The 25,673-nt window shown below is 70.7% G+C and carries 28 protein-coding genes and 1 tRNA gene; 12 read left to right on the top strand and 17 right to left on the bottom strand.

The annotated features are described in order from the left end of the window. Position 1: 1 nt before the first annotated feature. Both ABZ911_RS14645 and ABZ911_RS14650 read left to right on the top strand, forming a co-directional pair. Positions 2-1,177 (top strand): ABC transporter permease, encoded by a 1,176-nt coding sequence (locus tag ABZ911_RS14645; protein WP_358055151.1) that lies wholly within the window; start codon positions 2-4, stop codon positions 1,175-1,177. A gap of 9 nt (positions 1,178-1,186) precedes the next feature. Next, positions 1,187-2,035 (top strand): hypothetical protein, encoded by an 849-nt coding sequence (locus ABZ911_RS14650; RefSeq protein WP_358055153.1) that lies wholly within the window; start codon positions 1,187-1,189, stop codon positions 2,033-2,035. Positions 2,036-2,039: 4 nt separating this feature from the next. Here ABZ911_RS14650 and ABZ911_RS14655 read toward each other — a convergent pair whose 3' ends face one another. Together ABZ911_RS14655 and ABZ911_RS14660 are read right to left on the bottom strand one after the other, a co-directional pair. After that, a complete protein-coding gene (locus ABZ911_RS14655) occupies positions 2,040-3,059 on the bottom strand; it encodes an ROK family protein (RefSeq protein ID WP_358055155.1) in 1,020 nt (339 codons plus the stop codon). A gap of 10 nt (positions 3,060-3,069) precedes the next feature. Continuing rightward, a complete protein-coding gene (locus ABZ911_RS14660; RefSeq protein WP_358055157.1) occupies positions 3,070-4,248 on the bottom strand; it encodes an FIST N-terminal domain-containing protein in 1,179 nt (392 codons plus the stop codon). A 126-nt stretch (positions 4,249-4,374) separates the two neighbouring features. On the opposite strand from ABZ911_RS14660, the gene ABZ911_RS14665 reads away from it, so the two are divergent. The 3 genes from ABZ911_RS14665 to ABZ911_RS14675 all read left to right on the top strand — a co-directional run bounded on the left by ABZ911_RS14665 (position 4,375) and on the right by ABZ911_RS14675 (position 8,565). Next, positions 4,375-5,775 (top strand): sigma 54-interacting transcriptional regulator, encoded by a 1,401-nt coding sequence (locus tag ABZ911_RS14665; protein ID WP_358055159.1) that lies wholly within the window; start codon positions 4,375-4,377, stop codon positions 5,773-5,775. A gap of 63 nt (positions 5,776-5,838) precedes the next feature. After that, the gene (locus ABZ911_RS14670; protein WP_358055161.1) at positions 5,839-6,579 is read left to right on the top strand and encodes a hypothetical protein; all 741 of its coding nucleotides are present in this window, start codon (positions 5,839-5,841) and stop codon (positions 6,577-6,579) included. Positions 6,580-6,609: 30 nt separating this feature from the next. Further along, positions 6,610-8,565: a hypothetical protein gene (locus ABZ911_RS14675; RefSeq protein ID WP_358055163.1), complete on the top strand. Its 1,956-nt coding sequence runs from the start codon at positions 6,610-6,612 to the stop codon at positions 8,563-8,565. On the opposite strand, the gene ABZ911_RS14680 is transcribed toward ABZ911_RS14675, so the two are convergent. From ABZ911_RS14680 to ABZ911_RS14690, 3 genes are read right to left on the bottom strand one after another with little or no spacing between them, the layout of a single operon-like run. Further along, on the bottom strand, positions 8,562-8,951 hold the full coding sequence (locus ABZ911_RS14680; protein ID WP_358055165.1) for a DUF6292 family protein: 390 nt from the start codon (positions 8,949-8,951) through the stop codon (positions 8,562-8,564). The genes ABZ911_RS14675 and ABZ911_RS14680 overlap by 4 nt on opposite strands. Positions 8,952-9,002: 51 nt before the next feature. Continuing rightward, complete coding sequence (locus tag ABZ911_RS14685; RefSeq protein ID WP_358055167.1) at positions 9,003-9,548, bottom strand: GNAT family N-acetyltransferase; 546 nt, start codon at positions 9,546-9,548, stop codon at positions 9,003-9,005. Positions 9,549-9,590: 42 nt separating this feature from the next. Further along, a complete protein-coding gene (locus ABZ911_RS14690) occupies positions 9,591-10,367 on the bottom strand; it encodes a GntR family transcriptional regulator (protein ID WP_358055169.1) in 777 nt (258 codons plus the stop codon). Positions 10,368-10,624: 257 nt separating this feature from the next. Between ABZ911_RS14690 and ABZ911_RS14695 the strand changes: the two genes are divergently transcribed. Then, positions 10,625-10,876: a hypothetical protein gene (locus ABZ911_RS14695; protein ID WP_358055171.1), complete on the top strand. Its 252-nt coding sequence runs from the start codon at positions 10,625-10,627 to the stop codon at positions 10,874-10,876. A 14-nt stretch (positions 10,877-10,890) separates the two neighbouring features. Here the strand turns inward: ABZ911_RS14695 and ABZ911_RS14700 are convergent, their stop codons facing one another. Then, positions 10,891-11,313, bottom strand: a complete 423-nt coding sequence (locus tag ABZ911_RS14700) for a DUF6292 family protein (protein ID WP_358055173.1) — start codon at positions 11,311-11,313, stop codon at positions 10,891-10,893. Between the two features lie 131 nt (positions 11,314-11,444). On the opposite strand from ABZ911_RS14700, the gene ABZ911_RS14705 reads away from it, so the two are divergent. Together ABZ911_RS14705 and ABZ911_RS14710 are read left to right on the top strand one after the other, a co-directional pair. Continuing rightward, positions 11,445-11,570: a hypothetical protein gene (locus ABZ911_RS14705; RefSeq protein WP_358055175.1), complete on the top strand. Its 126-nt coding sequence runs from the start codon at positions 11,445-11,447 to the stop codon at positions 11,568-11,570. A gap of 53 nt (positions 11,571-11,623) precedes the next feature. Then, on the top strand, positions 11,624-12,055 hold the full coding sequence (locus ABZ911_RS14710; RefSeq protein WP_358055177.1) for a DUF2269 family protein: 432 nt from the start codon (positions 11,624-11,626) through the stop codon (positions 12,053-12,055). Here the strand turns inward: ABZ911_RS14710 and ABZ911_RS14715 are convergent. Continuing rightward, a complete protein-coding gene (locus ABZ911_RS14715) occupies positions 12,048-13,187 on the bottom strand; it encodes a cystathionine gamma-synthase (protein WP_358055179.1) in 1,140 nt (379 codons plus the stop codon). The genes ABZ911_RS14710 and ABZ911_RS14715 overlap by 8 nt on opposite strands. A 166-nt stretch (positions 13,188-13,353) precedes the next feature. After that, entirely contained in the window at positions 13,354-13,569 is a 216-nt protein-coding gene (locus ABZ911_RS14720) for a hypothetical protein (RefSeq protein ID WP_358055181.1), read from the bottom strand. A gap of 138 nt (positions 13,570-13,707) precedes the next feature. Between ABZ911_RS14720 and ABZ911_RS14725 the strand changes: the two genes are divergently transcribed. Then, positions 13,708-14,883 (top strand): histidine kinase, encoded by a 1,176-nt coding sequence (locus ABZ911_RS14725; protein WP_358055183.1) that lies wholly within the window; start codon positions 13,708-13,710, stop codon positions 14,881-14,883. Here the strand turns inward: ABZ911_RS14725 and ABZ911_RS14730 are convergent. Next, positions 14,843-16,213 (bottom strand): cystathionine beta-synthase, encoded by a 1,371-nt coding sequence (locus ABZ911_RS14730; protein WP_358055185.1) that lies wholly within the window; start codon positions 16,211-16,213, stop codon positions 14,843-14,845. The genes ABZ911_RS14725 and ABZ911_RS14730 overlap by 41 nt on opposite strands. Before the next feature lie 129 nt (positions 16,214-16,342). Between ABZ911_RS14730 and ABZ911_RS14735 the strand changes: the two genes are divergently transcribed. Both ABZ911_RS14735 and ABZ911_RS14740 read left to right on the top strand, forming a co-directional pair. Further along, entirely contained in the window at positions 16,343-17,326 is a 984-nt protein-coding gene (locus ABZ911_RS14735) for an SGNH/GDSL hydrolase family protein (protein ID WP_358055187.1), read from the top strand. 53 nt (positions 17,327-17,379) lie between these two features. Then, positions 17,380-18,705: a PQQ-binding-like beta-propeller repeat protein gene (locus ABZ911_RS14740; protein WP_358055189.1), complete on the top strand. Its 1,326-nt coding sequence runs from the start codon at positions 17,380-17,382 to the stop codon at positions 18,703-18,705. Between the two features lie 10 nt (positions 18,706-18,715). Here the strand turns inward: ABZ911_RS14740 and ABZ911_RS14745 are convergent, their stop codons facing one another. Continuing rightward, a complete protein-coding gene (locus ABZ911_RS14745; protein ID WP_358055191.1) occupies positions 18,716-19,189 on the bottom strand; it encodes a DUF1203 domain-containing protein in 474 nt (157 codons plus the stop codon). A gap of 162 nt (positions 19,190-19,351) precedes the next feature. Between ABZ911_RS14745 and ABZ911_RS14750 the strand changes: the two genes are divergently transcribed. Continuing rightward, the gene (locus tag ABZ911_RS14750; protein ID WP_358055193.1) at positions 19,352-20,569 is read left to right on the top strand and encodes an acetyl-CoA C-acetyltransferase; all 1,218 of its coding nucleotides are present in this window, start codon (positions 19,352-19,354) and stop codon (positions 20,567-20,569) included. 62 nt (positions 20,570-20,631) lie between these two features. Here ABZ911_RS14750 and ABZ911_RS14755 read toward each other — a convergent pair whose 3' ends face one another. The 7 genes from ABZ911_RS14755 to ABZ911_RS14785 all read right to left on the bottom strand — a co-directional run bounded on the left by ABZ911_RS14755 (position 20,632) and on the right by ABZ911_RS14785 (position 25,610). After that, positions 20,632-20,865: a DUF4287 domain-containing protein gene (locus tag ABZ911_RS14755; protein WP_358055369.1), complete on the bottom strand. Its 234-nt coding sequence runs from the start codon at positions 20,863-20,865 to the stop codon at positions 20,632-20,634. A 164-nt stretch (positions 20,866-21,029) separates the two neighbouring features. Continuing rightward, on the bottom strand, positions 21,030-21,818 hold the full coding sequence (locus ABZ911_RS14760) for a Bax inhibitor-1/YccA family protein (RefSeq protein WP_358055195.1): 789 nt from the start codon (positions 21,816-21,818) through the stop codon (positions 21,030-21,032). Positions 21,819-22,098: 280 nt separating this feature from the next. Further along, a tRNA-Leu gene (locus ABZ911_RS14765) sits at positions 22,099-22,171 on the bottom strand. Between the two features lie 49 nt (positions 22,172-22,220). After that, the gene (locus tag ABZ911_RS14770; protein ID WP_358055197.1) at positions 22,221-22,736 is read right to left on the bottom strand and encodes a peptide deformylase; all 516 of its coding nucleotides are present in this window, start codon (positions 22,734-22,736) and stop codon (positions 22,221-22,223) included. Further along, positions 22,733-23,245, bottom strand: a complete 513-nt coding sequence (locus ABZ911_RS14775) for an ACT domain-containing protein (RefSeq protein WP_358055199.1) — start codon at positions 23,243-23,245, stop codon at positions 22,733-22,735. The genes ABZ911_RS14770 and ABZ911_RS14775 overlap by 4 nt, the downstream gene beginning before the upstream one ends. 79 nt (positions 23,246-23,324) lie before the next feature. After that, positions 23,325-24,650 (bottom strand): NAD(P)/FAD-dependent oxidoreductase, encoded by a 1,326-nt coding sequence (locus ABZ911_RS14780; protein ID WP_358055201.1) that lies wholly within the window; start codon positions 24,648-24,650, stop codon positions 23,325-23,327. 159 nt (positions 24,651-24,809) lie between these two features. Further along, positions 24,810-25,610, bottom strand: coding sequence for a uracil-DNA glycosylase (locus ABZ911_RS14785; RefSeq protein ID WP_358055203.1), 801 nt, complete (start codon positions 25,608-25,610; stop codon positions 24,810-24,812). Positions 25,611-25,673 lie beyond the last annotated feature (63 nt).

A 25,673-nucleotide genomic window follows, 5' to 3' on the forward strand; every position in this document is an offset into this window, starting at 1 on the left:
CGTGCACCTCAGAGATCTCCTCAACGAGGCCCTGGCCGGCATGCTGGCCAGGCCGGTGAGATCGGCGCTCACCACGCTCGGCACCGTCCTCGGCATCACCACCCTGGTCATCACGCTCGGCATCGCCGCCACCGCGGGCAACCAGATCGTCGGCCGCTTCGACGAGCTCACCGCCACCTCCATCACGGTCGAGGTGCCCGAGACGAAGACTCCGCTGGTCGACTGGAACGCCTACACCGAGCTGACCAGGCTGCGCGGGGTCACCTCGGCGGCGGCCGTGGCCGAGAACAAGGCCAGCTCCAACCTGACCGTACGGTCCAACCGCATCGTCGACCCGACCCGGGTCACCGACCAGACCCTGACCGTGATCGCGGCCACTCCCGGCCTCCCCGAGGCGGCCAAGGGCCGGATGACGCAGGGCCGGTTCTTCGACGCGGGCCACGTGGAGCGCAAGGACCGGGTGGTCGTCCTCGGCGACCAGGCCGCCAAGCTGCTCGGCGTCACCCGCCTGGACGAGGCCCCCGCGGTCTTCATCGCCGGCCGCGCCTACACCGTGATCGGCGTCCTCGGCGAGCTGCGCCGCGACCGGAGCCTCGGCACCGCGGTCATCGTGCCGCCGAGCATCGGCAAGCTCTTCGGCCTGCGCGACGTGACCAGGGTGCTGATCAACACCAGCCTCGGCGCGGCCGAGCTGATCGCCGGGCAGGCGCCCACCGCCCTGAGCCCCGGCAACGGCGACATGCTGCAGGTCATCGCGCCGCCCAGCCCGACCAGGGCGCGCGACGGCGTACAGGACGACGTCAACGGGCTCTTCCTGATCCTCGGCCTGGTCTCCCTGGTCGTCGGCGCGGTCGGCATCGCCAACGTCACGCTCGTCACCGTCATGGAGCGCGTCGCCGAGATCGGCCTGCGCCGCTCGCTCGGCGCCGCCAGACGGCACATCGCCGCCCAGTTCCTCCTGGAGTCCACGCTGATCGGCCTGACCGGTGGGGTGATCGGCGCCTGTCTCGGCGTCGTCGCCGTCGTCGCCGTATCCGCGGCCAAGCAGTGGACCCCTGTCCTAGACGGCCAGCTCGCCCTCGCCGCCCCGGTCGCCGGTGCGGTGGTGGGCCTGCTGGCCGGTCTCTACCCGTCCCTCCGCGCCGCCCGGATGGAACCGGTCGACGCCCTGCGATGAAGGAGTGTCATGTCACGTTTAGTCACCATCCTGGCCGTCGCGTCAACGCTGACGCTCACCGCGTGTTCGGCCGACGCGCCTGTGGCCCCCTCCCCCTCGCCCGCCGCCAAGAGCAAGGACAACCGGCGTGCGCTGCAGAACGCCAAGGCCGCGTGCATGAAGAGCAAGGGCTTCAAGTACACCCCGTGGGTCCCGGAGTTCAAGCCGACCGCCGAGAGCCGGAAGTATGACCAGGGCGACTACGAGGCGATGAAGAAGAAGCGCTCGAAGTACGGCCTGACGGTGTTCTACCGCTACGTCTACACCGAAGCCGAGTCCGGCACGGGATCCGTGATCCCCGATCCCAATAACGAGTACACGATCGCGTTGTCCGAGGCCCAGAGCGTCGCCTACGAAAAGGCCAGCGACGCCTGCCACGTCAAGGCGGCCAAGCAGGTCCTCCATAGGGACATCAAGAACGTCGACGACCTCTACAAGCAGGCCGACGACATGTACAACGCCCGGGTGGGCCGCGAGCTCGACGGCGACCCGCAGCTCATCGACCTCGCCCAGACCTACGGCGACTGTCTCAAGGGCAAGGGCTACCGGGTTCCCTCGGTGCGGCCGAGCGCCCTGGACGTGCTGCTCTGGACCCAGTTCAACGACCAGATGATGGCCTTGGGCCGCGAGCAGCAGCCCGATGCCGAGCCCGGCGCGATGCCCATGCCCAGCCTCACCCCCGCCCAGGCCAGGCCGCTGCTGGACAAGGAGGTCAAGGCCGCGCTCGACGACCTGGAGTGCGGCAAGGCGTTCTTCCCCGTCTTCTACCCGAGGAAGTTCGCCCTCCAGGCGACCGTGTTCGGCGAGTGGGGGCAGTGAGGCGTCACCCGTTCCAGTAATGCTCCCCGGCCAGCAGCAGCGCGGCCGCGCCGACCAGGCCCGCGTCCTGCCCCAGGGCGGCGGGGACGACCGTGACGCGCCGCGCGAAGTCCATCCTGGCGTGCTCGCGCAGCGCCTCCTCCAGCGGCCCGAACAGCGGCTCGCCCGACTGGGAGAGCCCGCCGCCGACGGTGACGACGTCGAGGTCGCACAGGTTCGCCGCCGAGGCGATGGCGATCCCGAGCGCCCGGCCCGCCCGCCGCATCGCGGCCAGCGCGATCTCGTCCCCGGCCCTGGCGTCGGCCGCCAGCCGCCGCCCGGTCCCAGCACTCTCCTCGACGTACTGCTCCGCGGCTTCCCGAGCCTCGGCGTACGACCCAGCGGGTTCCCGGGCTTCCACGGACTCCCCGGATGCCCGGGCACGCTCCTGGGAGGCTCTGCCTGGTTCCCAGCCCTGTTCCAGGGCCCAGCGGGCCAGGGCGGGGCCTCGGGCGACGGCCTCCAGGCAGCCGTGGCCGCCGCAGCCGCACGGCGGCCCGTCCGGGTCGACGATGATGTGCCCGACGTGTCCCGCGTTGCCGGTGCCGCCGTCGACGAGCCGTCCGGCGAGGATCAGGCCGCCGCCGACGCCTGTCGACACGACCATGCCCAGCATGTTCGCGCTCCCCCAGCCCGCCCCGCGCCAGTGCTCGGCCGCCGCCAGGCAGATCGCGTCGTTGTGCACGCGTACCGGCACCCCGGGAACGAGCCCCGCCAGTGAGGCGCGCAGCGGGAACCCGCGCCAGCCGGGGATGTTGAGCGGGGAGACCACCCCCTCCGGCCAGGCCATCGGCCCGCCGCACCCGACGCCAACCCCCTCGACGCCCTCCGCCAGGGGTTCCACCAGCTTGGCCAGCGCCTTCCACAGTGTCCGCTCGTCCGCGCCCTGCGGTGTGGGCGCGCGGCGGGCCGACAGCACGTGCCCGTCGGCGGAAACGAGCCCGGCGGCCAGCTTCGTGCCGCCGACGTCGATCGCGAGTATCACGGGAGAAGCGTCACCGATCGGCGGGCGATCCGGAAGAGAAGACCAGCACCGAGGCGGTGAAACCGTGCACGTGGTTGTGCCCGCCCACCGGCCCCACCTCACCGGCGGCGAAGAACCCCGCCACCCCGATCGAGCCGAGCGTGTCCCGCAACGCCACCGCGTCGTGGTCGGGGGTGCCGAACATCGCCGACCCCCGGCCGTTGCACGAGAACAGCAGCGCGCCGTCGATCCTGCCCAGTTCCTCGCGGTGCGCGTCGAGCAGGTCGTACAGGTCCTCGTCCGCGGTCGCCGCGTCGCGGACCTGGAAGCGGACCGTCCTGCCGATGTCGACCACGTCGCCGATGGCCACGCCCTCGCGCTCCGGGTCGATGCCGATCACGCCCCTGATCAGGAAGTCGCCGCGCTCGTGCCGTTCGGCGTACTCGTTCATCACGATGCCGATCTGCAGGCCCGAGGCGACCAGTTCCCGGTCGTCCTCGTCGAGTTCGCTGACGATGTCCTCCAGGCGGGCGAGCGCGGGCTGTCCGGCGAGTTCCAGCAGCAGGTTCTCCTCCGAGCGGGTGACGACCATGGCCGGGCCGATCGGCCGGCAGCCCTGGCTGACCACCGTGGTGACGTTGACCGGGCCGCTGAGCAGGACGCCGATGGCGCCCTCGGTGTGCACGGCGCCGTCGGCGAACAGCCGGACCGAGCCGCGGCCCTGCAGGCCGTTGGCCAGGCCGCCGATCAGCGGCAGGTCGCCGAGGACCTCCACCGAGCGCTCCACGAACGCGTCGGCGGGGAAGGTGTAGGGGTCGGCCAGCAGGATCGCCACCCGGTCGTCGGGTTTGCGCTCGGGCAGGCCCATCACCACGAACCTGTCCTCGGCGGCGAGCGTGTCCAGCGCGAAGGTGGTCAGCCGGCCGCCGTCGAGGGTGGCCGCCCAGGCGCTCACCGCCGGGGAGAGCTCCACGCCCTGGCCGTCGCCGATCACGCCGGTCGCGCTGCAGCCGATCACCTTGGCACCGGGGGCCAGCGACATGGCGTGCCTGCCCGCCCGCGTCACGTCGTCCGGGTCTTCGCCGCAGATGAAGAAGCAGACCAGGTCGGCGCGTCCGCTGAGCCCGGCCAGCGCCTGCCGTACCGCCGTCTCCGCCGCCTGGACCAGGTCCGGGCCCACGGCGAGGCCGTCGGCGAAGCGACTCGTCATCAGGGCCACTCGTCTCGCCTCCCTTGCTTGTCGCCGGTGCCTTTGGCCCGATTCTCCCCACTCGTGGAACAAGCACGCGCGCGATTCGTCACGCAACAGTCAAATAACCGACGTAGTCTCGATCCCGTGCATCAGCCACGAATTCTCCGCGACTTGCGGGAGAGCGGTCACGTTCATCGCAGCGTGAAGGCCGAGGTCCGCGAGAACCTGCTGGCCAGGCTGCGAGCGGGCGAGCCTCGCTTCCCCGGCATCGTGGGCTTCGACGACTCGGTTCTACCCCATCTCGAACGCGCGCTGCTGGCCGGGCACGACCTGGTCCTGCTCGGTGAGCGAGGTCAGGGCAAGACCCGGCTCATCCGTACCGTCGCGGGCCTGCTCGACGAGTGGACCCCGGTCGTCGAGGGCTGCGAGATCAACGACCATCCGTACGCCCCGGTGTGCGCGCGCTGCCGCCGGCTGGCCGGTGAGCTGGGCGAGGAGCTGCCCGTCGGGTGGAAGCACCGCGAGGAGCGCTACGGCGAGAAGCTCGCCACGCCCGACACCTCGGTCGGCGACCTCATCGGCGACGTCGACCCGATCAAGATCGCGGAGGGGCGTACGCTGGGCGACCCCGAGACCGTCCACTACGGCCTGGTCCCGCGGACCAACCGGGGCGTCTTCTCCGTCAACGAGCTGCCCGACCTGGCCGAGCGGATCCAGGTGTCGCTGCTGAACGTGCTGGAGGAGCGCGACATCCAGGTGCGCGGCTACAACCTGCGCCTGCCGCTCGACATCCTGCTCATCGCCAGCGCCAACCCCGAGGACTACACCAACAGGGGCCGCATCATCACCCCGCTGAAGGACCGCTTCGGCGCGGAGATCCGCACCCACTACCCGCAGACGGTCGAGGACGAGCTGGCGCTGATCCGGCAGGAGGCCACCATCGAGTGGGCCGAGCTGGGCGCCGACCTGCCCGAGCACCTCGTCGAGGTGATCGCCAGGTTCACCCGGCTGGTCCGCGAGTCGACGGCGGTGGACGCCAGGTCGGGCGTGTCGGCCAGGTTCTCCATCGCCGCCGCCGAGACGGCCTCGGCCTCGGCCGTGCGCCGGGCCGCGATCAGCGGCGAGGAGCAGGCCGTGACCCGGGTCTGCGACCTGGCCACCGTCGTGCACAGCCTGCGCGGGAAGGTGGAGTTCGAGGTCAGCGAGGAGGGCAGGGAGACCGAGATCCTGGCCCACCTGCTGCGCCGGGCCACCGCCGAGACCTTCCGCGGCCGGCTGGGCGGCCTGGACCTCACGGCGCTGCTGGACAAGTTCTCCGCGGGCAGCCAGGTGGAGTCGGGCGAGCTGGTGCCCGCCGGAGAGCTCCTGCACCGGATCGGCCCCGTCGACGGGCTCGCGAAGATCATGTCCAAGCTGGGCATGGGCGCGGGCGACGAGTCGCCGGGCCACGCGGCCGCCGCGCTGGAGTTCGCCCTTGAGGGCCTCTACCTGATGCGCCGCCTGTCGAAGGACGATCTCGACGGAGTCACCGTCTACCGGACGTGAACCGCAGGGCGTTCTCGCGAGTCTACAGATCGGAAAGAATATCTGATTCGGGGGAGAACGCCCATGCGCTCATTTGTCGCCACCGCCGCGCTCGCCGTGTGCGCGACCGGCCTGATCGCCACACCCGCCTCAGCCGCCACGGTCGTGTACGGCTTCGCCTGGGCCGACGGCAAGGGCGCCCTGCGCGTCCTGCCGCGCACCGCCAAGCCGTACACCTCCCAGGGCTACAAACTCCACAAGATCACCGAGCTGCGCGGCGCCAAGGAGGTCAGGCTCGACTACACCGGGGCCGCCTACCGCCGGGTGACGACCGCCTGCGACCTGGTCGAGACCGAGGGCCGGGTGGCCGTCGACCGGAACGGCCTGGGCAAGACCGCCTGCCGGCCCGCCGACCTCACCACCTCCCTGCGGCGCGGCCCCGTCCTGGTCCGGATCTCCTACACCGGCGCCAAGGCCGCCACCGTCCACGAACTCCTCGGCGGCCAGGGCTCGCAGAAGACCGCGCGCGGCACGATCAAGCGGGTCAACGACACCACCATCACCTTCACCAGCGGGGGGAAGACGGTGAAGCTCGGCTACAGCCACACGATGGGCTTCAACCGGGTGACCGCCAGGTGCGGGGACGGCTGGCTGAGCGGCAGGCCGGTGAACGCCGACCGCGACGGCCTGGGCACCAAGCTCTGCGACCACAAGGCCTTCACCAAAGTGCTGAAGGGCGTCAGGTATCCCACGCTGGCCGTGGTCTACCACAGCCCGATTCGCGGCGAGGTCTTCGAGGTGACCGAAGTCTATGGCGACGCATAGCCGGGCATGTCGGGTTAGCGTGGGGCCGTGATGGCTTATCGGTATGGCGAGTATCAGGACGGCCCCGATCCGCTGGCTCCGCCGTACGACGTGCGGGCCGCCCTCGACGAGATGGGCGACGCCATCCTGTCCGGCTCCACCCCCGTCCACGCCCTGCGCGACCTGCTCAAGCGCGGCCTGCCGGGCGCCGAGCAGCGCAGGGGCCTGGACGACATGCTCCGCGAGGTACGGCGCCGCCGCCGCGAGCTGCGCGAGAGCGGCCGGCTCGACGGCACCCTGGAGCGCGCCAGGGCCCTGCTCGACAAGGCCATCGGCCAGGAGCGCGCCGAGCTGTTCCCGGACCCGTCCGACGAGGCCAGGCTGCGCGAGTCGGAGCTGGAGGGCCTGCCCGACGACACGGCGAGCGCGATCCAGGAGCTGAGCACCTACGAGTGGCGCTCCGCCGCCGCCCGGCGGACCTTCCAGGAACTGCGCGACCTGCTGCGCAGGGAGGTGCTGGACAGCCAGTTCAAGGGCATGCGGGACGCGCTGGCCAACCCCGACCCGGCCGCCATGGAGCGGGTCAGGCAGATGATGGCGGACCTGAACGACATGCTCGACAGGGACGCCCGCGGCGAGCACACCCAGGCCGACTTCGACGCCTTCATGGACCGGCACGGCGAGCTGTTCCCGGAGAACCCGCGCAACCTCGAAGAGCTCGTCGACATCCTGGCCCGCCGCGCCGCCGCCACCCAGCGCATGCTCGCCTCGCTCACCCCGCGCCAGCGCGAGGAGCTCAACAACCTGATCAACCAGACCCTCGACCAGGCCGCCCTGTCCGAGCAGATGCGCCGCCTCGGCGACGCCCTGCACGCCCGCCGCCCCGACCTGTCCTGGGGCACGCCCGAGCGGATGTCGGGCGAGCAGCCGATGGGCATGGGCGACGCGGTGACCGCGCTGGAGGAACTGGCCGACCTCACCGGCCTGGAGGCCGCGCTCCGGCAGGACTACCCGGGCGCGCGCATCGACGACATCGACGAGGCGGCCATCCGCCGCGCGCTCGGCCGCTCCGCGGTCGACGACCTCGAAGCGCTCCGGCGGATCGAGCGCGAACTGGAGGATCAGGGCTACCTGCTGCGCCGGCGCGGCAAGCTGGAGCTCACCCCCAAGGCGGTGCGGCGGCTCGGCGAGACCGCGCTGCGCCGCGTCTTCTCCTCCCTCGACGCGGGCCGCAGAGGCGACCACGACCAGCGGGACGCGGGCGCCGCGGGCGAGCTGACCGGCTCGTCCCGGCCATGGGCCTTCGGCGACGAGCAGCCCATCGACGTCGTACGCACCCTGGTCAACGGGGTACGGCGAAGCGCCCCCGGCAGGGGCCGCCAGGCCGTACGGCTGTCCGTGGACGACTTCGAGGTGGCCGAGACCGAGCGGCGCAGCGCGGCGGCGGTGTGCCTGCTGGTGGACCTGTCGTACTCGATGGCGTTGCGCGGCACCTGGGCCGCCGCCAAGCAGACCGCGCTCGCCCTGCAGGCGCTGGTGGCCTCCAAGTTCCCGCAGGACGCGGTGCAGATCGTCGGGTTCTCCAACTACGCGCGGGTGCTGCAGCCGGATGAGCTGGCCGGGCTCGACTGGGACATGGTGCAGGGCACCAACCTGCACCACGCGCTGCTGATCGCCGGCCGCCACCTCGACCGGCACCCCGACTTCGAGCCCGTGGTGCTGGTCGTCACCGACGGCGAGCCGACCGCGCACCTGATGCGCAGCGGGCGCTCGGCCTTCGAGTGGCCGCCGTCGCCGGAGACGCTTGAACTCACGCTGGCCGAGGTGGACAAGATGACCCGGCGCAGGGCCACCCTCAACGTGTTCATGCTGGCCGGGGACGACCGGCTGAAGGAGTTCGTGGACGAGGTCGCCAGGCGCAACGGCGGCCGGGTCTTCTCTCCCAGCCCCGACCGCCTCGGCGAGTACGTGGTCAGCGACTTCCTGCGCCTGCGCCGAGCCCGCTAGAGGACGGCGAGCGCCCGGTAGGCGGCCAGCCGCTCGTCGAACCCGTCCCCGAAGTCGCGATACGACCGGTAGACCACGCGCTCGGGGTCACCGCCCCGCGCCAGCAGCCCGGCCACCTCCCCGGGCTCGGGCAGCACCCCGCCGCCCAGGTAGCGCGGCGCGGCGAGCACCGTCCGCTCCCCCTGCTTCCCCGAGACGAACTCCCCGCGCCGCCAGCCGCTCTCCTCGTCCCACACCAGAGCGCTGCCGTCGCGCAGCCGGATCGTCGCGTCCCTGGGATCGAAAGGGTCGTCCCACCAGTCGACGACGGCGGGCACGACGGCCACCACCGCTCCGAGGTACCCGACGGGAAGCGACAACCATTCGGCCGTGTACGGATCCCACACAGCATGATCCCCTCGCTCTACGACATATGACATGAATGTAAACGAAAGGTCTCAACGAATGTAATGACCACAGAGCCGTCTTGGCGTATCGAGGGTCACGACCGCCTTCCGCTGGAACAACGCCGACGACGGGTAGTCGGGCAGCGGTGCCGTACCCACGGGCTCGAAACCCTCCCGCTGGTAGTACTTGTGCAGCCGCTCGTTCGTCCGCCACACGTCGATGCGCACCCAGTCCAGCCCCCGCCGCACGGCCTCGTTCGCCGCCCAGTCCAGGATCTCCGCACCGAGCCCCTGACCCGCGAAGTCCCGATGGACGACCAGCCGGTGCAGGTAGAGCGCGGGCGCGTCAGGCTCATGCCCGACCCACAACTCCCGGTACGGCCTGGCGGTGATCGTGACCGTCGCGACCGCCCGGCCCTGGTGCTCCACCAGCCAGGTGATCCCCTCGGTGAGGCCCGCCATCACCCGGGCGTCGCGCGACTCCAGGTCAGGCCACGGGCGCTGCCACTGGTCGGTGCGCATGTCGGCGAGCCAGGCGGCGGCGCCCTCGATCAGTTCGACGATCACGGAGAAGTCTCCGGGAACGGCTGGACGCATGCTGAACATCGTTCGGGTTCTCCATGGGTGACTTGTAGGCGCTCAGCCCAGGTCCCGAAACCCTGAGGGGATCTCCCCCAGGTGATAGATGAGCCTGTTGCGGTCGGCCGGGTAGACGGTCACGGTGAGCCGGATCGGACGGGTCCTGTCGTAGGCCGTCCGCCAGAGCACCTGCACCGAGACGCCCGCTCCGGTGACCCCGAAGAAGGCGCTCTCGTCGGCGTAGGACATCCGGGCGGTCAGCTCGTCGGTGTAGCCGACCTGCGGGTGCCCGAGTTCTTCGAGCAGCCGGATGGTGCCCTGTGTGACGTCTCCCGGCCGGATCAGGTCGGTGCCGTCGGCGATGTCCATCGGGTAGTAGGAGGTCTGGAGCGACCACGGGGTGCCGTCCACGTAGCGGAGCAGCCGACGGGTGACCACCTTGGAGCCGGTGGGGACGTTCAGCCGCGCGGCCACGTCGGCGCGCGCCTCCACGACGTCGACGTGCGGGCGGCCGACCTCCGGGCGGCGTCCGCGCAGCAGGACCGAGGACACGTAGGCGTCGCCGGGCAGGTCGGCAGCCCGCCTGCCCTCCTCGTCGGACAGCACCACGGGGAAGGTGTCGGGACGACGGCGGACGAACGTGCCCTCACCCTGCCGCTTCTCCAGCAGGCCCTGCTCCACGAGCTGCCTGATGGCCTCGCGCACGGTGTTGATCGAGTAGCCAGAGGTCTGCCTGAGTTCGAGCTCGGTCGGAATCTGGTCGCCGGGGCCCCACCGCCCATCCTCGATGGCTCTGCGCAGCCTGTCGGCCAGCTGCTGGTACTTGGGACCGGTCACCGGATCTGCTCCTCGTTGAGAGATACCAATGATAGGGATATTTCCAACATACCGATGTTTGGAACATCCTATTCATTGGTATGACTTGATTGACCCAACTGACAAGACCCAATAGTACGACCAGTAGGACGTCGGCGCACCCTGCCGATCAGGGAGAAACCGGGCCATCCCCGGACACTCCACCCGTGAGAACGGACGCGGCAACGAAGCCGCACGTCAGACCCCCAGACCGGCCCCACATCCCAGGGGAGGCCTCCATGTTCCAAGCTTTCATCGTGCTCGCGTTGGTCATCGCGGCCGGCGTGGCCGGAGCCTTCGTCGTGATGGTGCTCGGCATCCGTCACGAGGACACGCGCAACTCGGTCACCGGCCGCGCCCCCAACCCCGGCGCCGCCGGAACGCGGCGCATCCTCGGGCTCACCGTCGACCACACCGGCTGCCACTACGCCACGAACGAACGGCACACCGAGGCCAACTGCCCGGTGTGCCGTGAGAAGTCTGCGCCGTGAACGCGCGCCGCGGATCAGGCGGTGACGGTGCCCGCGTAGTAGTCCAGAGCCAGGTCGAAGCCGTCCCGGCAGTGGCGGTGCGAGCGGTAGCACGGCCGCCAGGCCGAACTCGCGCCCACCCCGGCCCTGGCGTCGGCCAGCGCCTCCGGCACCCGCTCCGGCCTGGGCAGCAGCCCGCCGCACAGGTAGCGCACGCCCGCCAGCTCGGAGTGCTCGCCAAGACCGCCGGAGACGAACCGGCCCAGCCGCCAGCCGCTCTCCTCGTCCCAGACCAGCGCGCCGTCGTCGCTCAGGCGCAGGGTGACGTCGCGGGGGTCACACGGACCCTCCCACCAGTCGGCCACCTCGGCGCCGAGCTGCTCGACCACGCGCTCGACATAGGAGAAAGGCTGTCGCAGCCACTCGTCGGTATACGGCTCGACGTGCCTGACGGCCACGACGGCACCTCCTTGTGCCTGGAAGTTCCAATTTTGACGGCGAAAGGTAACCCTACCTGGGCTGAACTTATTCCATTGCCAGAGCGTCTAGTCATTACGGACGATATTCACCAGGGAAGGGGGAAGCCGCTGTGATCGCGATGATTCTGCTCGTCGTTCTGATGGTCGTCGCCGTCGCCCTGTTCGAGCTGGTCATGACCTGCTCCCCCGCCCAGGAGGAGCAGGCCGAAGCGGCCGAGACGGCGAGCGCCGACTGAACACCAGGGTGTCAGCCTCCCGGTGAGATCACCGGGGGGCTAATGTCTCGGGCATGTCGAACCTGCTGCTCTGGTTGCACATCGCATTCGCGATCTTCGCCCTCGGTCCGCTCACCGCGGTGACGATGGCCGCGCCGCGCGCCATTCGCAACAAGAACGTGCCCGTAGTCGTCAATCTTCAGCGCATGACGCGCGTCTACAGCCTCGCCGCGCTGGGCGTGCTGATCTTCGGGGTGGCGCTCGGCGTCGCCGACGGCCAGGGCGTGCTCGGCAAGTGGTACATGACGGCCTCGATGACGCTGTTCATCGTCGCCCTCGTGCTGCTCGTCATGGTCGACCGCGACCTGCGCACCGCCGTCCGGGCCCTGTCGAGCGAGACCCCGGACGACGACGCGAAGGTGGAGATCGGGCGCATCGCCGCCCTGTCCGGCGTGATCGCGCTGATCTGGCTGGTGATCCTGTTCCTGATGATCTTCCCTAGCTGAGCGCCTGGGTGAGATCGGCGAGCAGGTCGTCGACGGTCTCGATGCCGACCGACAGGCGTACCAGGTCGGCGGGCACCTCCAGCGGCGAGCCCGCCGCGGAGGCGTGCGTCATGCGGCCGGGGTGCTCGATCAGGGACTCCACGCCGCCGAGCGACTCGCCCAGGGTGAACAGCCGCGCCTTGTCGCAGACCTCGACGGCCGCCGCCTCACCGCCGGCCACGCGGAACGACACCATGCCGCCGAACCGCTTCATCTGCTTGGCCGCCACCTCGTGCCCGGCGTGGCCGGGCAGCCCCGGGTAGAGCACCTCGGTCACCTTCGGGTGCGCGAGCAGCAGGTCGACCACGCGCTCGGCGTTGTCGCAGTGCCGGTCCATCCGCACACCGAGCGTCTTGAGCCCGCGCAGCGTCAGGAACGCGTCGAACGGCCCCGTCACCCCGCCCATCGCGTTCTGGTGGTAGGCGAGCTCCTCACCGATCCCCGCCTCCGCCGCCACCAGCGCACCGCCCACGACGTCGGAGTGCCCGCCGACGTACTTGGTGGTCGAGTGCACGACCACATCGGCGCCCAGCGCGATCGGCTGCTGCAGGTACGGCGACGCGAAGGTGTTGTCCACCACCAGCAGCGCCCCGCTGTCGTGCGCGATCTGCGCCAGCCCCGCGATGTCGGCGATGCCGAGCAGCGGATTCGTCGGCGTCTCCACCCAGATCAGCCGGGTCTTCTGGGTCATCGCCGCGGCCACCGCGCCCAGGCTGCCCAGCGGCACCGGGTCGTAGCGCAGCCCCCACCGCTCGTTGACCTTCGCGAACAGCCGGTAGGTGCCGCCGTAGGCGTCGTTGGGGATGATCACGTGGTCGTTCGGCTTGCAGAGCGCGCGCAGCACCGTGTCCTCGGCCGCCAGCCCCGAGGCGAAGGCCAGGCCGCGCACACCGCCCTCGACGGCCGCCAGCGCCGATTCCAGCGCCGTCCTGGTCGGGTTCGCCGACCGGCTGTACTCGTATCCCGACCGCAGGCCGCCCACGCCGTCCTGCTTGTAGGTGGACGTGGCATAGATGGGAGGCACGACCGCGCCGGTCAGCGGGTCAGGCTCCTGGCCTGCGTGGATGGCCAGAGTCTCGAAACCATTGCTCATGAACCCACGCTATCCCGGCCAACGGCCTCAAAGACGAATCGGCCCGTGCTCTCCGTTCCCCAACAGAGAGCACGGGCCGACCGGTGCGGCGGGCGCCGGGTCCCCCGACCCACGCCCGCGACGTCGGCACGCGCGCGTCCCATGCACACGCGGGCGCCGAGCCTGATCAGGCCGCGGTGGGCTCGTGCCGCTCGGTCCGGCGCGACAGCCGTACCACCTCGGCCCCGGGGACCTCGATGCGCGGCGCGTTGATGTGGCGGCCGCTCCCGCCGCCCTCGGCCTGCTCGCCGTTGATGCGCGAGAGCAGCACCGGGTCGGCGACGGCCAGCAGCACCCCGATGACCAGCCCGACGCCCAGAAGTACGAATCCGATGACGATCATGTCCCTTCCCCCTTCGATGAGTCGAGTCTCCGCGATCAGGGCGGGCCGCCACCTCGGTTGAAGGATTGGTCTGCAGCGGGATCACTCGGCCGAATGGCTGATATGGGCATTACGACTTCCGGCCTAGGCTCAGAGGCCGTGGGGGACACGCAGCGCTTCGTCTACTGGATCCGGCGGCTCAGCGAGATCGCGATGATCGGCTGGCTGGCCATGATGCTGGCCGTGGACCTGGCGATCGCGGTCGGCATCGGCGGCCCGCAGTTCCTCGTGCCGGTGTGCGGCGTGGTGGGCACCGCCGCAGTGATCCTGCGCAGGCGGTACCGCGTGCAGGGCTTCGCCGTCCTGCTGGCGCTGTCGTTCTGCACCTCGCTGCTGATCAGCGCCCTGCAGTACCCCGGCGTTCCCGGCACGGCCGAGACCGGGGCGCTGCTCCTGCTGACGATCGGCGTCCTGCGGCACGTCACGCCGATCCGCCGGGCCGCGCTGCTGACCGTCGTGGCCATGGTGGTGCTCATGGCCGAGGGGTCGGGCCGCGACGCCGGCAACTCGGGCCTGGCCTTCTCCTTCATCCTCTTCTTCGGCTGGGCGATGGCCACCGCCGTCGGCGCCTACCTGCGCTTCCAACAGGAACGCCGCACCGAGGCGGTCCATTCGGTACGGCGCGCCGAACGCCTCGAACTGGCCCGCGAGCTGCACGACCTGGTCGCCCACCACATCACCGGCATCGTCGTGCAGGCCCAGGCCGCCAAGACCGTCGCCGAGCTGAAGCCCGAGGCCGTCGTGCCCGCCCTCGACGCGATCGCCAACGCCGGCGCCGACGCGCTCACCTCGATGCGCCGCCTGGTCAGCGTGCTGCGCGCCGAGGACGAGGCGACCCGTACCCCCGGCACCTCGCTGGCCGACCTGCGCGTCCTGACCGAGCGCTTCGCCGCCAACGGCCCGAACGTGGCCTTCGAGATCGGCCAGGGCATCAGCGACGGCACGCTGCCGCCCGAGGTCATGACCACCCTGCACCGGGTGCTGCAGGAGTCGCTGACCAACGTGCGGCGGCACGCCCCCGGCACCGGCTGGGTCGAGGCCGACCTGCGGTTGCACACCGGCGGCGTACGGCTGCGGGTGCGCAACTACGGCTCGGCCCACGACCCCAGGATCTCCCGCCTCGGCGGCGGCTTCGGCCTGGTCGGCATGGCCGAGCGGGTCGAGGCCCTGGGCGGGCGCCTGCTCGCCGGGCCCACCCCCGAGGGGGCCTGGGAGGTCGTGGCGGAGTTCCCGCTCAGTGGTTGGCGAGGAAGGCCAGCAGGTCCTGGCGGGTGAGCAGGCCGGCCGGCTTGCCGTCCTCCAGCACCACGGCGGCGTCGGCCTTCTCCAGCGCCTCGACCGCGCGCGACACCGGCTCGCCGGCGCCGATCATCGGCAGCGGCTGCGACATGTGCTCGGCGATCGTGTCCTCCGAGGTCAGCCGCCCCCGGTAGAGGGCATCGAGCAGGTCGCGCTCCTGGATCGAGCCGATCACCTCGGCCGCCATGACCGGCGGCTCCTCCTTCATGACGGGAAGCTGGGAGACGGAGTACTCGCGCATGATGGCGATGGCGGTGCCGACCGACTCGTACGGGTGGGTGTGCACGAACTCCGGCATGCCGGGCCCCTTGCGCGACAGCACGTCCCGCACCAGGCCCTCCTCCGACGCCGTGGTCAGGAAGCCGTAGTCGGCCATCCACTCGTCGTTGAAGATCTTCGACAGGTAGCCCCGGCCGCCGTCGGGCAGCAGCACGACCACCACGTCGTCCGGCCCGGCCTGCGCGGCGACCTGCAGCGCGGCCACCACGGCCATCCCGCACGAGCCGCCGACCAGCAGCGCCTCCTCACGGGCCAGGCGCCGCGTCATGTTGAAGGAGTCCTTGTCCGACACCGCGATGATCTCGTCGCAGATCGTGGTGTCGTAGGTGGCCGGCCAGATGTCCTCCCCGACCCCCTCCACCAGGTACGGCCGGCCGCTGCCGCCCGAGTAGACCGAGCCCTCGGGGTCGGCCCCGATGACCTTGACCCGCCCCCCGGAGACCTCCTTGAGGTAGCGGCCGGTGCCGCTGATCGTGCCGCCGGTGCCGACCCCCGCGACGAAGTGCGTGATCCGCCCCTCGGTCTCCTCCCACAGCTCGGGTCCCGTGGAGAGGTAGTGCGACTCGGGGTTCTGCGGGTTGGAGTACTGGTCCGGCTTCCAGGCGTTCGGGATCTCCCGGGCCAGCCGGTCGGAGACGGAGTAGTAGGACTCGGGGTGGTCGGGCGAGACGGCGGTCGGGCAGACCACCACCTCGGCGCCGTAGGCCCGCAGCACCGAGACCTTGTCCTGGGCCACCTTGTCCGGCACCACGAAGACGCACCGGTAGCCCTTGCGCTGGGCCACGATCGCCAGGCCGACGCCGGTGTTGCCCGAGGTGGGCTCGACGATGACGCCGCCGGGCCGCAGCGCGCCCGAGGCCTCGGCGGCCTCGATCATGCGCACCGCGATGCGGTCCTTCACCGAGCCGCCCGGGTTGAAGTACTCGACTTTGGCGAGCACCTGGGCGGGCAGCCCTGCGGAGACCTTGTGCAACCGGACGAGTGGAGTGTTCCCCATGAGCTCGACCAGGGAATCGTATACGCGCACCGAGGTGTTCACCTTCTTTGCCGAAGCTTGATCAGCTTGCCGGAGGCCGAGGTCCCGAGGGGGTAGCCGGGACTCGGCTAGTTTTCCATCAAACGCTACCGTCGCGAGGAGACGAGAGGGGCCCGGTAGGTGTTCTGGACACCCGGGGTGGCGCGCGCGGCGCGCAGGATCGCGGCGGCGGCGGCCGTCGGAGGTGGCGGCCTCACCGCTCTGGGGGTGACGGCGTACGGCCTGCTGTTCGCCGAGAGCCTGGTCGCGCGGAAGATGATCGGCCGCCCGCACGGCCTGGAGGGACCGCCGTCGGAGGGCGTCTACGGCGCGTTCTCCGGCCCGCCGGTGTCGCTCGTCATGCTGGGCGACTCCCTGTCGGTGGGGCTGGGGATGACCGACCCCGCGAAGACGCCCGGGGTGCTCATCGCGTACGGCCTGGCGGCGGTCGCCGAGCGCCCGGTGCGGGTGAGCGTGGTCGGCAAGTCGGGGGCCCCGTCGGCAGAGCTGGCGCTCCAGGTCGACCGGGCGCTGAAGGCGAAGCCCGACGTGGCGGTCATCTTCGTCGGGGCCAACGACGTCACCACGCAGACGTCGCCGGCCACGGCGGTGCGCCATCTGGCCAAGGCGGTGCGGCGGCTGCGTGAGGCGGGCGCGGAGGTCATCGTGGGCACCTGCCCGGACCTGGGCACGGTGCGGCCCATCGGGCAGCCGCTGCGGTGGGTGACGCGGCGGTGGAGCCGCCAGCTCGCCGCCGCGCAGACGGTGGCGGTGGTCGAGGCGGGCGGCCGGACCGTGGCGTTCGCCGACCTGCTCGGGCCGGAATTCGCTACAAACCCGACAGAGATGTTCGGACCCGACCGTTTTCATCCATCTGACCGAGGTTACGCCCAAGCGGCTTACGCGGTGCTACCGTCTGTATGCGCTGCGTTGGGTTTGTGGCCTGAGCCACGACCCGTGCGCGGTGAAGGACTGCAACCGATTTACCTTGCGGCGGCTACGGCCGCGGAGGAACCCGGCGCCGAGGTCACCGCGACCAGGGTCGCGGGGCGGGCCACGGGTCCCCACGGCAGATGGGTGACGCTGTTCCGCCGGCGACTCGGGGAGATGCCTCACGACGCCTGACTCCGGTCACCCTCCGCGTCCGATCCGCCACTCCTCGCCCCTATTGGAGTGGAATGCGGCCTTACGCGAAACCGGCCCTCGCCCTCGCCGGGACCCTGGCCCTGGCCGGATGTTCCGGCAGCGACGCGGCCACGGCGGCGTTCCCGACGTGGCACAACGACCAGGTCAACGCGGTCAGCCGGACGGCGACCGCGAGCGGCGTCGCCGCCACCACCTCGATGAAGCCCGACGGCACTCTGGAGACGGTCGCCATCGACCTGGCCAGCGGCAGGAAGCTGTGGGGCACCCCGGCGACCATGGCCGGCCGGCTGCCGGGCATGGGCGTGTCCGCGCCCGCGATCGCCGACGGCGTCATCGCCTCCGTCGATCCCGCCAAGATGGGCCGCTGGAAGGCCATGCTGACCGCCCGCGACGCGCGCAGCGGGCGGGTCAGGTGGACGCGTCCCGTGCACTCCACCTTCGGCCCGCAGCGCTGCGGGCCCTACCTCTGCCTGTCCGAGCACACCGCCCTGGCCGCCGCCCGCGTCGTGGTGCTCGACCCGGCCACGGGCGGGCAGTTGTGGAAGCTGCCCGGCATCGCCGAGGTGCAGTGGTCCGACGCGAAGCGGGTGGTGCTGCTGCGCCTGGCCACCAACCCCGTGATCGAGTCCTACGAGTTGAAGACCGGCAAGCTGCACTGGCAGCAGCCGATCGAGCAGGCCCTCGGACCCGACATCGACCTGTCGGGCGGCTGGGCGTTCGGCGCGACCGGCGCGAACCTCATCGGCTACGTCGCCCCGTACACCAGCCCGCGGACGAAGCGGACCTCCGCCTTCGGGCTGTTCTCCGTCAAGCTGGACGACGGCACGATCAACTGGATGCGGCCCTCCGTGGTTCGCGTCTACCCCAGCGGCAGCCCCGGCTACGCGCCGATCGTCCGCCCGGTCGACCAGCAGGGCCTGTACGGCGGCTTCGCCAAGCTGGACGCCGACTCCGGCCGGGTCCTGGGGCAGATCACCGCCGCCCAGGTGCCCGGCTCCGGCTGGTGGCTGGCCTTCCCGGCCCGGATGGAGCGGCTCGGCTTCCTCAAGCACGACACCAAGGGCAGCGTCTACGACCTGGCCACCGGCCAGTCCGTCCCGGTCGAGGAGCAGCACGGCTGGTCCTTCTGCGTCACCGACCCCAAACCGCTGCCGCTGAAGGGCCAGGCGCCCGGCTTCTACTCGATCGCCTCCATCTGCGAGTACGACCTGTCCACGGGCAAGCGGGTGGCCGGTCAGGGCGCGCCGCCGTCGTGGTTCACCGGCAGCCAGGACGGGTGGCGGCTGTGGCGCGACGAGAAGGGCGGCCTGCACGGCGTCAACGACGGCGCCGCCACCGCACCCGGCATGTACGGCTGAGCCGTACCGGTCAGGCGCGCCGTACCTCGAACTGGAAGCAGCCGAACTCGACGGCCCGCACGTGCACCACGGCGACCTCCGGGTCGGCGAGCACCTCCTTCAGCGCGACCTCGGGGTCCGCGCCCGCCGCCAGGTAGTGGCCTTCGTGGATCCCCCCGGCCGCGTTGTAGGCGCGCAGGATCCGGTGCGCGGAGTGCGCGGCGGGCCAGCCGCCCGCGTGGCCCGCGCACGGCCCGGCGTGCACGAAGATCGGCCCCTGCTCGTCGTACGCCCCGGGGTCCACTCCGTTGGCCGCCGCCCAGCGGCGCAGCGGCGCGTACGACACCAGCGCGATCTCCTCCTCCGCCCGCGCCCTGGTGAGGCAGCAGCGCAACGGGCTGCCGCCCTCCCTGTCGGTCAGCAGGCGTGGCGGCCTGCCCGCGTCGTCGCGTTCCAGCAGGTCCCGTACCGTCTCGGGGGCTATGGCCCGGATCTCGATGTCCATGCGCACCATGTTCGTCCGGCCCGGCGGATCGCGCTGGCGGCAATCAGACCGCGCTTTTCCCGTCCGAAACAAAGTTCTGTTTTCTGGGGCCCGGGTCGTGGCATCTGGACTACCGCGGGGTAACCTCGCGAAAGAGTGCTGACACCAACCCAGGAGAGCCTGATGCCCGAGGCAGTCATCGTCGCAACCGCGCGCTCGCCCATCGGCCGCGCCTTCAAGGGGTCACTGAAGGACATCCGTCCCGACGACCTGACCGTCCAGATGATCCAGGCCGCGCTGGCCAAGGTGCCCCAGCTCGACCCCACCACGGTGGACGACCTGATGCTCGGCTGCGGCCTGCCCGGCGGCGAGCAGGGCTTCAACCTGGGACGCGTGGTCTCGGTGATGCTCGGTCTCGACAACGTGCCCGGCACCACGGTCACCCGCTACTGCTCCTCGTCCCTGCAGACCACCCGGATGGCCTTCCACGCCATCAAGGCCGGCGAGGGCGACGTGTTCATCTCCGCGGGCGTGGAGACCGTCTCCAGGTTCGTGAAGGGCAACTCCGACTCGCTGCCCGACACCATGAACCCCGCGTTCGAGGACGCCCGCGCCCGCACCCAGACCTTCACCGAGGGCGGCCACACCTGGCACGACCCGCGCGGCGACGGCGCCGTGCCGGACGTGTACATCGCGATGGGCCAGACCGCCGAGAACCTCGCCCAGCTCAAGGGCGTCACCCGCCAGGACCAGGACGAGTTCGGCGTGCGCTCGCAGAACCTCGCCGAGAAGGCGCTGGCCGACGGCTTCTGGCAGAAGGACATCACGCCGGTCACGCTGCCGGACGGCACCGTGGTGAGCAAGGACGACGGCCCCAGGGCGGGCACCACCTACGAGGCGGTCTCCCCGCTCAAGCCGGTCTTCCGCCCTGACGGCACGGTCACCGCCGGCAACTGCTGCCCGCTGAACGACGGCGCCGCCGCGGTCATCGTGATGAGCGACACCAAGGCCGCCGAACTCGGCATCACGCCGCTGGCCCGCATCGTGTCGACCGGCGTCACCGGCCTGTCGCCCGAGATCATGGGGCTCGGCCCGGTGGAGGCGTCCAAGCAGGCGCTGGCCCGCGCCGGGATGTCGATCGACGACGTGGACCTGGTCGAGATCAACGAGGCGTTCGCCGCGCAGGTCATCCCGTCCTACCGGGACCTGGGCATCGACCTGGACCGTCTCAACGTCAACGGCGGCGCGATCGCGGTCGGCCACCCGTTCGGTATGACCGGCGCCCGGATCACCTCCACCCTGATCAACAGCCTTCGCCACCACGACAGGACCATCGGCCTGGAGACCATGTGCGTCGGCGGCGGCCAGGGCATGGCCATGCTCCTCGAACGCCTCAGCTGATCACGAACCGCCGGGAGAGCGTGAGAACGCCCGGACCCGAGGGTCCGGGCGTAGGCGGTGGGCTAGATGTAGCCCATGCGGTTGCGGCGGTGCCGCTCGTGCTCGAGGACGATGGCGGCGGCGTAGCCATGAGTCAGCCCATGCTCGTCGGCGAGCCAGTTGGCCCGCTCGTCGCACCTGAGGAACGATGGGCCGTTGTCGATGGCTAGGAACCACTCTGGGAGTTCGCGCCCCGTAATAGTCGGGACCCTTGCGATCAGCTTTGTCTGCAACTCCGGTGAGTGGTTCAAGGACATGGGCACCTCCACGGATGGATTTTGCTCCTTTGCTCGACACTGCAACACCACACCGGGAATGGCAACCCCTCAGGCGACAGCTTTTGTCACCCGTCGTAGATCATTCGTCGCACAACGAGAAGGGCCCCGCCGTTCGGCGGGGCCCTTCCGGATGATTTTCCCGATCAGTCGTCGCCGGAGAAGTAGCTGATGAAGCGCAGCACCTCCAGGTAGATCCAGACCAGGCTCAGCGTGAGACCGAACGCGCACTGCCAGGCGAACTTGGCCGGCGCGCCCTGCTTGACGCCCTCTTCGACCGAGGCGAAGTCGAGCAGCAGGAAGAAGCAGCCAAGCAGGATCATCAGGGCGCTGAAGCCCCAGCCGAGCAGGTTGTCGCTGCGCAGACCGAGCCCACCCGGGACCCAGATGCTGACGAGCAGGTTGACCAGCACCAGGCCGACGGCGGCGATGGCGGCTGCCAAGACGAACTTGACCAGCTTCGGGGTGACCCGGATGATCCGCAACGAGTAGACGGTCAGCACTCCGGCGAAGGCGAAGGCCGTGCCGAGCACCGCCTGCAGGACGATGCCGTGGAAGAACGACTCGTACATGTAGCTGAGCGCGCCCACGAAAACGCCATAGAAGAGGGCGTAGCCGAGAATGAGCGGCGGGCTGGTGCTCTGCTTGAACGAGGCGATCAGACCCAGGACGACGCCGATGATGGCCGAGACGACCGCGACGCCCAGCGGCACCTGCAGCACCCAGGCGGCCGCGGCGGACACCACCAGCGTGCCCAGCGTCATGAAGCTGCGGACCACGACGTCGTCGATCGTCATCGTCCGCTCGGCGGGCGGCGCGTACGACGGCGAGTTGTACATGTCACGCAGTTGGTCCGGCGACGGGGGTGGCCCTGACCATCCCTGCTGCTGGTGGCCGTACGGGGCCCGGCTGAATACGGGGTTCTTGCTCTCCATCGCTGCCTCCACGCTGCGACCTGTGTGATCAGAGTATTGGATCTGGCGTCACACGGGATCGGTCACGCCGGGATCTATGTACATTCGAGACTTCCGCAGCGATGCCAACGAACGGCCGGTTCCCCAAGTTCCCGGGCTCCCGGCCCCCGGGCCCGGGAGGGGGCCGGAAGGGGGTCAGGGGGGCCATCCCGGAAATGCGGTACCGGAAAAGGGTGTCGCGGACATTTACCGGAGAAGAAAAGCGCAGGTCAGAGCCCTGAAATAGAAAGAAAGACTTCGGTGCCCCCGGCGGGATTCGAACCCGCACGTCAACCCTTTTAAGGGGTTTGCCTCTGCCATTGGGCTACGGGGGCGCCGCAATCATACGAAACGGACCATGCTTCCGAGGAGCACAACTTCGTATCAGGCGTCACAAGAGTGAGGTCTGTGGTGAAGTGTGAGGGCTCGGGAGACTCTGTCCAGGAACAGTAGGCCGTCCAGATGATCCAGTTGGTGCTGGATGCAGCGGGCCTCGAAGGCGTCGGCCTGGATCGTGACGGGGGCGCCGGTGCCCGGAAGGCTTCCGTGGACGACGATGCGGCCGGCGCGGGCGACCTCACCGGCCAGTCCGCCGACCGACACGCAGCTCTCCATGCCGCTCTCCCAGTGCGAGGCCTGGGCCAGCAGCGGATTGACCACCACCAGCTCTCCGGCGCTCGACCGGCTGCGGGGGTGCCGGCCCGCGTCGAAGGCTATCAGCCGCCAGCTCAGGCCGATCTGGGGCGCGGACAGGCCCGTCCGGGGGGCGGTCTCGCGCAGGGTGGCCAGCAGGTCGGCGGCGGCCTCGATCACGGCCGGGTCGGCGGGGTCCACGGGGTCGGCCGTGGTGGTGAGCACCGGGTGCGGCGCGATGAGCAGGTCGCGCGCCCTTCCCGTCACAGCAGCTCCGGTTCGCCGGGCCGGAAGGTGATCTCCGAGCCGAGCCCCGCCCCCACCTTGGCCAGGCTGCGCATCAGGTCGGCGACGTCCACCTGGGCCGGTAGGTCGACGTCGGCGATGAGTACGTAGAGGCGGTCGCTCAGCCGGGTGCTCAGGCCGGTGATGTTGCCCCCGACGGAGGCGAGCACGGCGCTGACGGCCGCGATGATGCCGGGCCGGTCGGGGCCGTGCACCGTGAGAACGTAGCCGAGGCCGGCGGGCCCGCGGCAGACGTCGTGCCGGGCGTCGACCGCCGCCGCGGTCACCACCAGCTCGGGAAGGCGGACCCGCCTGCCCAGTTCCTCGGCCGGCAGGTCGCCCGAGACCAGCAGCATCATCGCGACATGACCGCCCAGCAGGGTCATCGTCGAGTCCTGGACACTGGCGCCGCACTCGGCGAGCGATCCGGTCACATCGGCTATCAGGCCGGGCCGGTCGGCGCCCAGCACGGTCAAAGCGGAGAGTCCCATGCCTGGATCCCCTATCAGTAGGCTCCTGGGGCACCGAAACGCCCCGGCGGAAGCCGCCGGGGCGCGAGCCGTACCGTGACTATCGGCGGTTGCTGGCCACCGCGGCCCGGAAGCCGTCGCGCGGGTGTTCCATCTCGCCGAGGGAGATCGTCTCCCGCTTGAAGAACAGCGCCAGGGTCCAGTCCACGACGACGCGGACCTTGCGGTTCAGCGTCGGCACCCGCGACAGATGGTAGGTGCGGTGCATGAACCACGCAGGCAATCCGCGAAGCTTGACCCCGTAGACGTTGGCCACGCCCTGGTAGAGGCCCAGCCCGGCGACCGATCCGACGTACTTGTGGCGGTAGTCGACCAGTTCCTCCCCATGGAGTTGGTGGACGATGTTGTCGGCGAGCACCTTGGCCTGGCGGACCGCGTGCTGGGCGTTGGGCGCGCAGTACTGCCCGGGGTTGGTGACGTCGGGGACGCCCGCGACGTCGCCGGCCGAGTAGGCGTCGGCGGTGCCCGCCACGGTCAGCCTGGTGGTGGTCTTGATCCGGCCGCGCTCGTCGAGCGGCAGGTCGCCGGCGTTGGCGACGGGGCTCGGCTTGACGCCCGCGGTCCAGACGAGGGTCTCGGCGTCGAACTCCTCGCCGTCCGACAGCACGACGTGGCCGCCCACGCAGGACACCAGGCGGGTGTCGAGCCTGACGTCGATGTTGCGCTCGCGGAGCTGCTCCAGCGTCCACTGGCCCATCTCGGGGCCGACCTCGGGCAGCACCCGGTTGGTGGCCTCGACGAGCACCCAGCGCACGTCGGACGGCGTGATGTTGCGGTAGTAGCGGGTGGAGTCCTTGGCCATGTCCTCCAGCTCGGCCAGCGCCTCGACGCCCGCGAACCCGGCGCCGACGAAGACGAACGTGAGCGCCCGGCGGCGCACCTCGGGGTCCTGGGTCGACTCGGCGACGTCGAGCTGGTGCAGGACCCTGTTGCGCAGCGCGATGGCCTCGCCGACGGTCTTGAAGCCGATGCCGATGTCGGTGAGGCCGGGGATGGGCAGGGTTCTGGAGATCGACCCGGCTGCCATCACGATGATGTCGTAGGAGATCTTGCCGGGGTCGCCCTCGGCGGGCACGAAGTTGACGGTCTTGGCCACGTGGTCGACCTCGGTGACCACGCCGTTGAGGATCTCCGCCTGCGGCAGGACGCGGCGCAGCGGCACGACGACGTGGCGCGGCGACAGGTTGCCCGCCGCGGCCTCGGGCAGGAAGGGCTGGTAGGTCATGTAGGAGTTGGGGTCGATGAGGGTCATGCGCACGCGGCCGTCGCGCAGCTCCCTGCGGAGCTTGCGCTGGAGCCGCAGCGCCGTGTACATGCCGACGTATCCTCCGCCGACGATCAAGATGTGCTTCGACGTCCCGTTCACCTGAGGTCCCATCCCTCGATTGCTTGTGAAAGCATTCACAAGCTTACGCCTTCCGCTTTGCTTCGCGCCAACCCCCCTCCCTGTGTAACTCCCCACAATCTTCACAAACGGTTAAGCCGAAATGGGGGTATCAGGCCGGAAATTTAGCCGATCTTTCCGCTATCGCACGCCGCCGAGCTTGGCGGCCCTGGTGAAGACGTCGTCGAGCATCGCCGCGGTGACCCGGCCGGTGAAGGTGTTCTGCTGGCTGGGGTGGTAGCAGCCCATCAGGGTGACCCGCGTCTCGCCGTACGCCACGGGCACCTCCACGCCGTGCCCGAACGGCGGCCTGCTGCGCGGCAGCGCGTAGCCCGCGTCCTTCAGCGCCGGCCACACGGCCTGCCAGGCGAACCCACCCAGCGCCACGACCACCCGCGCGCTCGGGGCCGCCAGCGCGATCTCCCGGGCCAGCCAGGGGAAGCAGGCCGCCCGCTCCCCGGGCGTGGGCTTGTTCGCGGGCGGCGCGCACCGCACCGCCGCCATCACCCGGGCCCCGATCAGCCGCTGCCCGTCCCCGGCCCGCTCACTGGTCTCCTGTACGGCGAGCCCGGCCCGGTACAGCGAGGCGAACAGCCAGTCCCCGCTGCGGTCACCGGTGAAGATGCGCCCGGTCCTGTTGCCCCCGTGCGCGGCCGGAGCCAGGCCGACCAGGAGCACCCGCGGCTCCTCCGCCCCCCACCCGGGGACCGGCCTGCCCCAGTAGGTCTCCTCCGCGAAGGCCCTCCGCTTCACCGTCGCGACCTCCTCGCGCCACTCGACCAGCCGCGGGCAGGCCCGGCAGACCGACTGCCGCGCGGTGAGCTCACCCAGCGTCGGCGCGGCGCCCGCGAGCTCCCGCACCTCGGCCGGGTCGTGGGCCACGGGCGTGGCGGGTGTGGCGGGATCGTCGGGCCAGCCGCTGCCGGGAGGGACGTAGTTCATGACATCGATGGTGCCCGATGACAAACGAAAACCGGGCGGCGTCATGAGACGCCGCCCGGTTCC

Origin of the sequence: Nonomuraea sp. NPDC046570, from assembly GCF_040645915.1 — a bacterium.
GTDB lineage: Bacteria > Actinomycetota > Actinomycetes > Streptosporangiales > Streptosporangiaceae > Nonomuraea.

Excerpts from the sequence above, each read along its gene's own strand:
- ABZ911_RS14685 (WP_358055167.1), bottom strand. The coding sequence starts at position 9,548 with ATGCGTCCAGCCGTTCCCGGAGACTTCTCCGTGATCGTCGAACTGATC.
- ABZ911_RS14750 (WP_358055193.1), top strand. The coding sequence starts at position 19,352 with ATGCCCGAGGCAGTCATCGTCGCAACCGCGCGCTCGCCCATCGGCCGC.
- ABZ911_RS14650 (WP_358055153.1), top strand. The coding sequence starts at position 1,187 with ATGTCACGTTTAGTCACCATCCTGGCCGTCGCGTCAACGCTGACGCTC.
- ABZ911_RS14740 (WP_358055189.1), top strand. The coding sequence starts at position 17,380 with ATGCGGCCTTACGCGAAACCGGCCCTCGCCCTCGCCGGGACCCTGGCC.
- ABZ911_RS14670 (WP_358055161.1), top strand. The coding sequence starts at position 5,839 with ATGCGCTCATTTGTCGCCACCGCCGCGCTCGCCGTGTGCGCGACCGGC.
- ABZ911_RS14775 (WP_358055199.1), bottom strand. The coding sequence starts at position 23,245 with ATGGGACTCTCCGCTTTGACCGTGCTGGGCGCCGACCGGCCCGGCCTG.
- ABZ911_RS14785 (WP_358055203.1), bottom strand. The coding sequence starts at position 25,610 with ATGAACTACGTCCCTCCCGGCAGCGGCTGGCCCGACGATCCCGCCACA.
- ABZ911_RS14660 (WP_358055157.1), bottom strand. The coding sequence starts at position 4,248 with ATGACGAGTCGCTTCGCCGACGGCCTCGCCGTGGGCCCGGACCTGGTC.
- ABZ911_RS14695 (WP_358055171.1), top strand. The coding sequence starts at position 10,625 with ATGTTCCAAGCTTTCATCGTGCTCGCGTTGGTCATCGCGGCCGGCGTG.
- ABZ911_RS14710 (WP_358055177.1), top strand. The coding sequence starts at position 11,624 with ATGTCGAACCTGCTGCTCTGGTTGCACATCGCATTCGCGATCTTCGCC.
- ABZ911_RS14675 (WP_358055163.1), top strand. The coding sequence starts at position 6,610 with ATGGCTTATCGGTATGGCGAGTATCAGGACGGCCCCGATCCGCTGGCT.
- ABZ911_RS14755 (WP_358055369.1), bottom strand. The coding sequence starts at position 20,865 with ATGTCCTTGAACCACTCACCGGAGTTGCAGACAAAGCTGATCGCAAGG.
- ABZ911_RS14760 (WP_358055195.1), bottom strand. The coding sequence starts at position 21,818 with ATGGAGAGCAAGAACCCCGTATTCAGCCGGGCCCCGTACGGCCACCAG.
- ABZ911_RS14745 (WP_358055191.1), bottom strand. The coding sequence starts at position 19,189 with ATGGACATCGAGATCCGGGCCATAGCCCCCGAGACGGTACGGGACCTG.
- ABZ911_RS14715 (WP_358055179.1), bottom strand. The coding sequence starts at position 13,187 with ATGAGCAATGGTTTCGAGACTCTGGCCATCCACGCAGGCCAGGAGCCT.
- ABZ911_RS14720 (WP_358055181.1), bottom strand. The coding sequence starts at position 13,569 with ATGATCGTCATCGGATTCGTACTTCTGGGCGTCGGGCTGGTCATCGGG.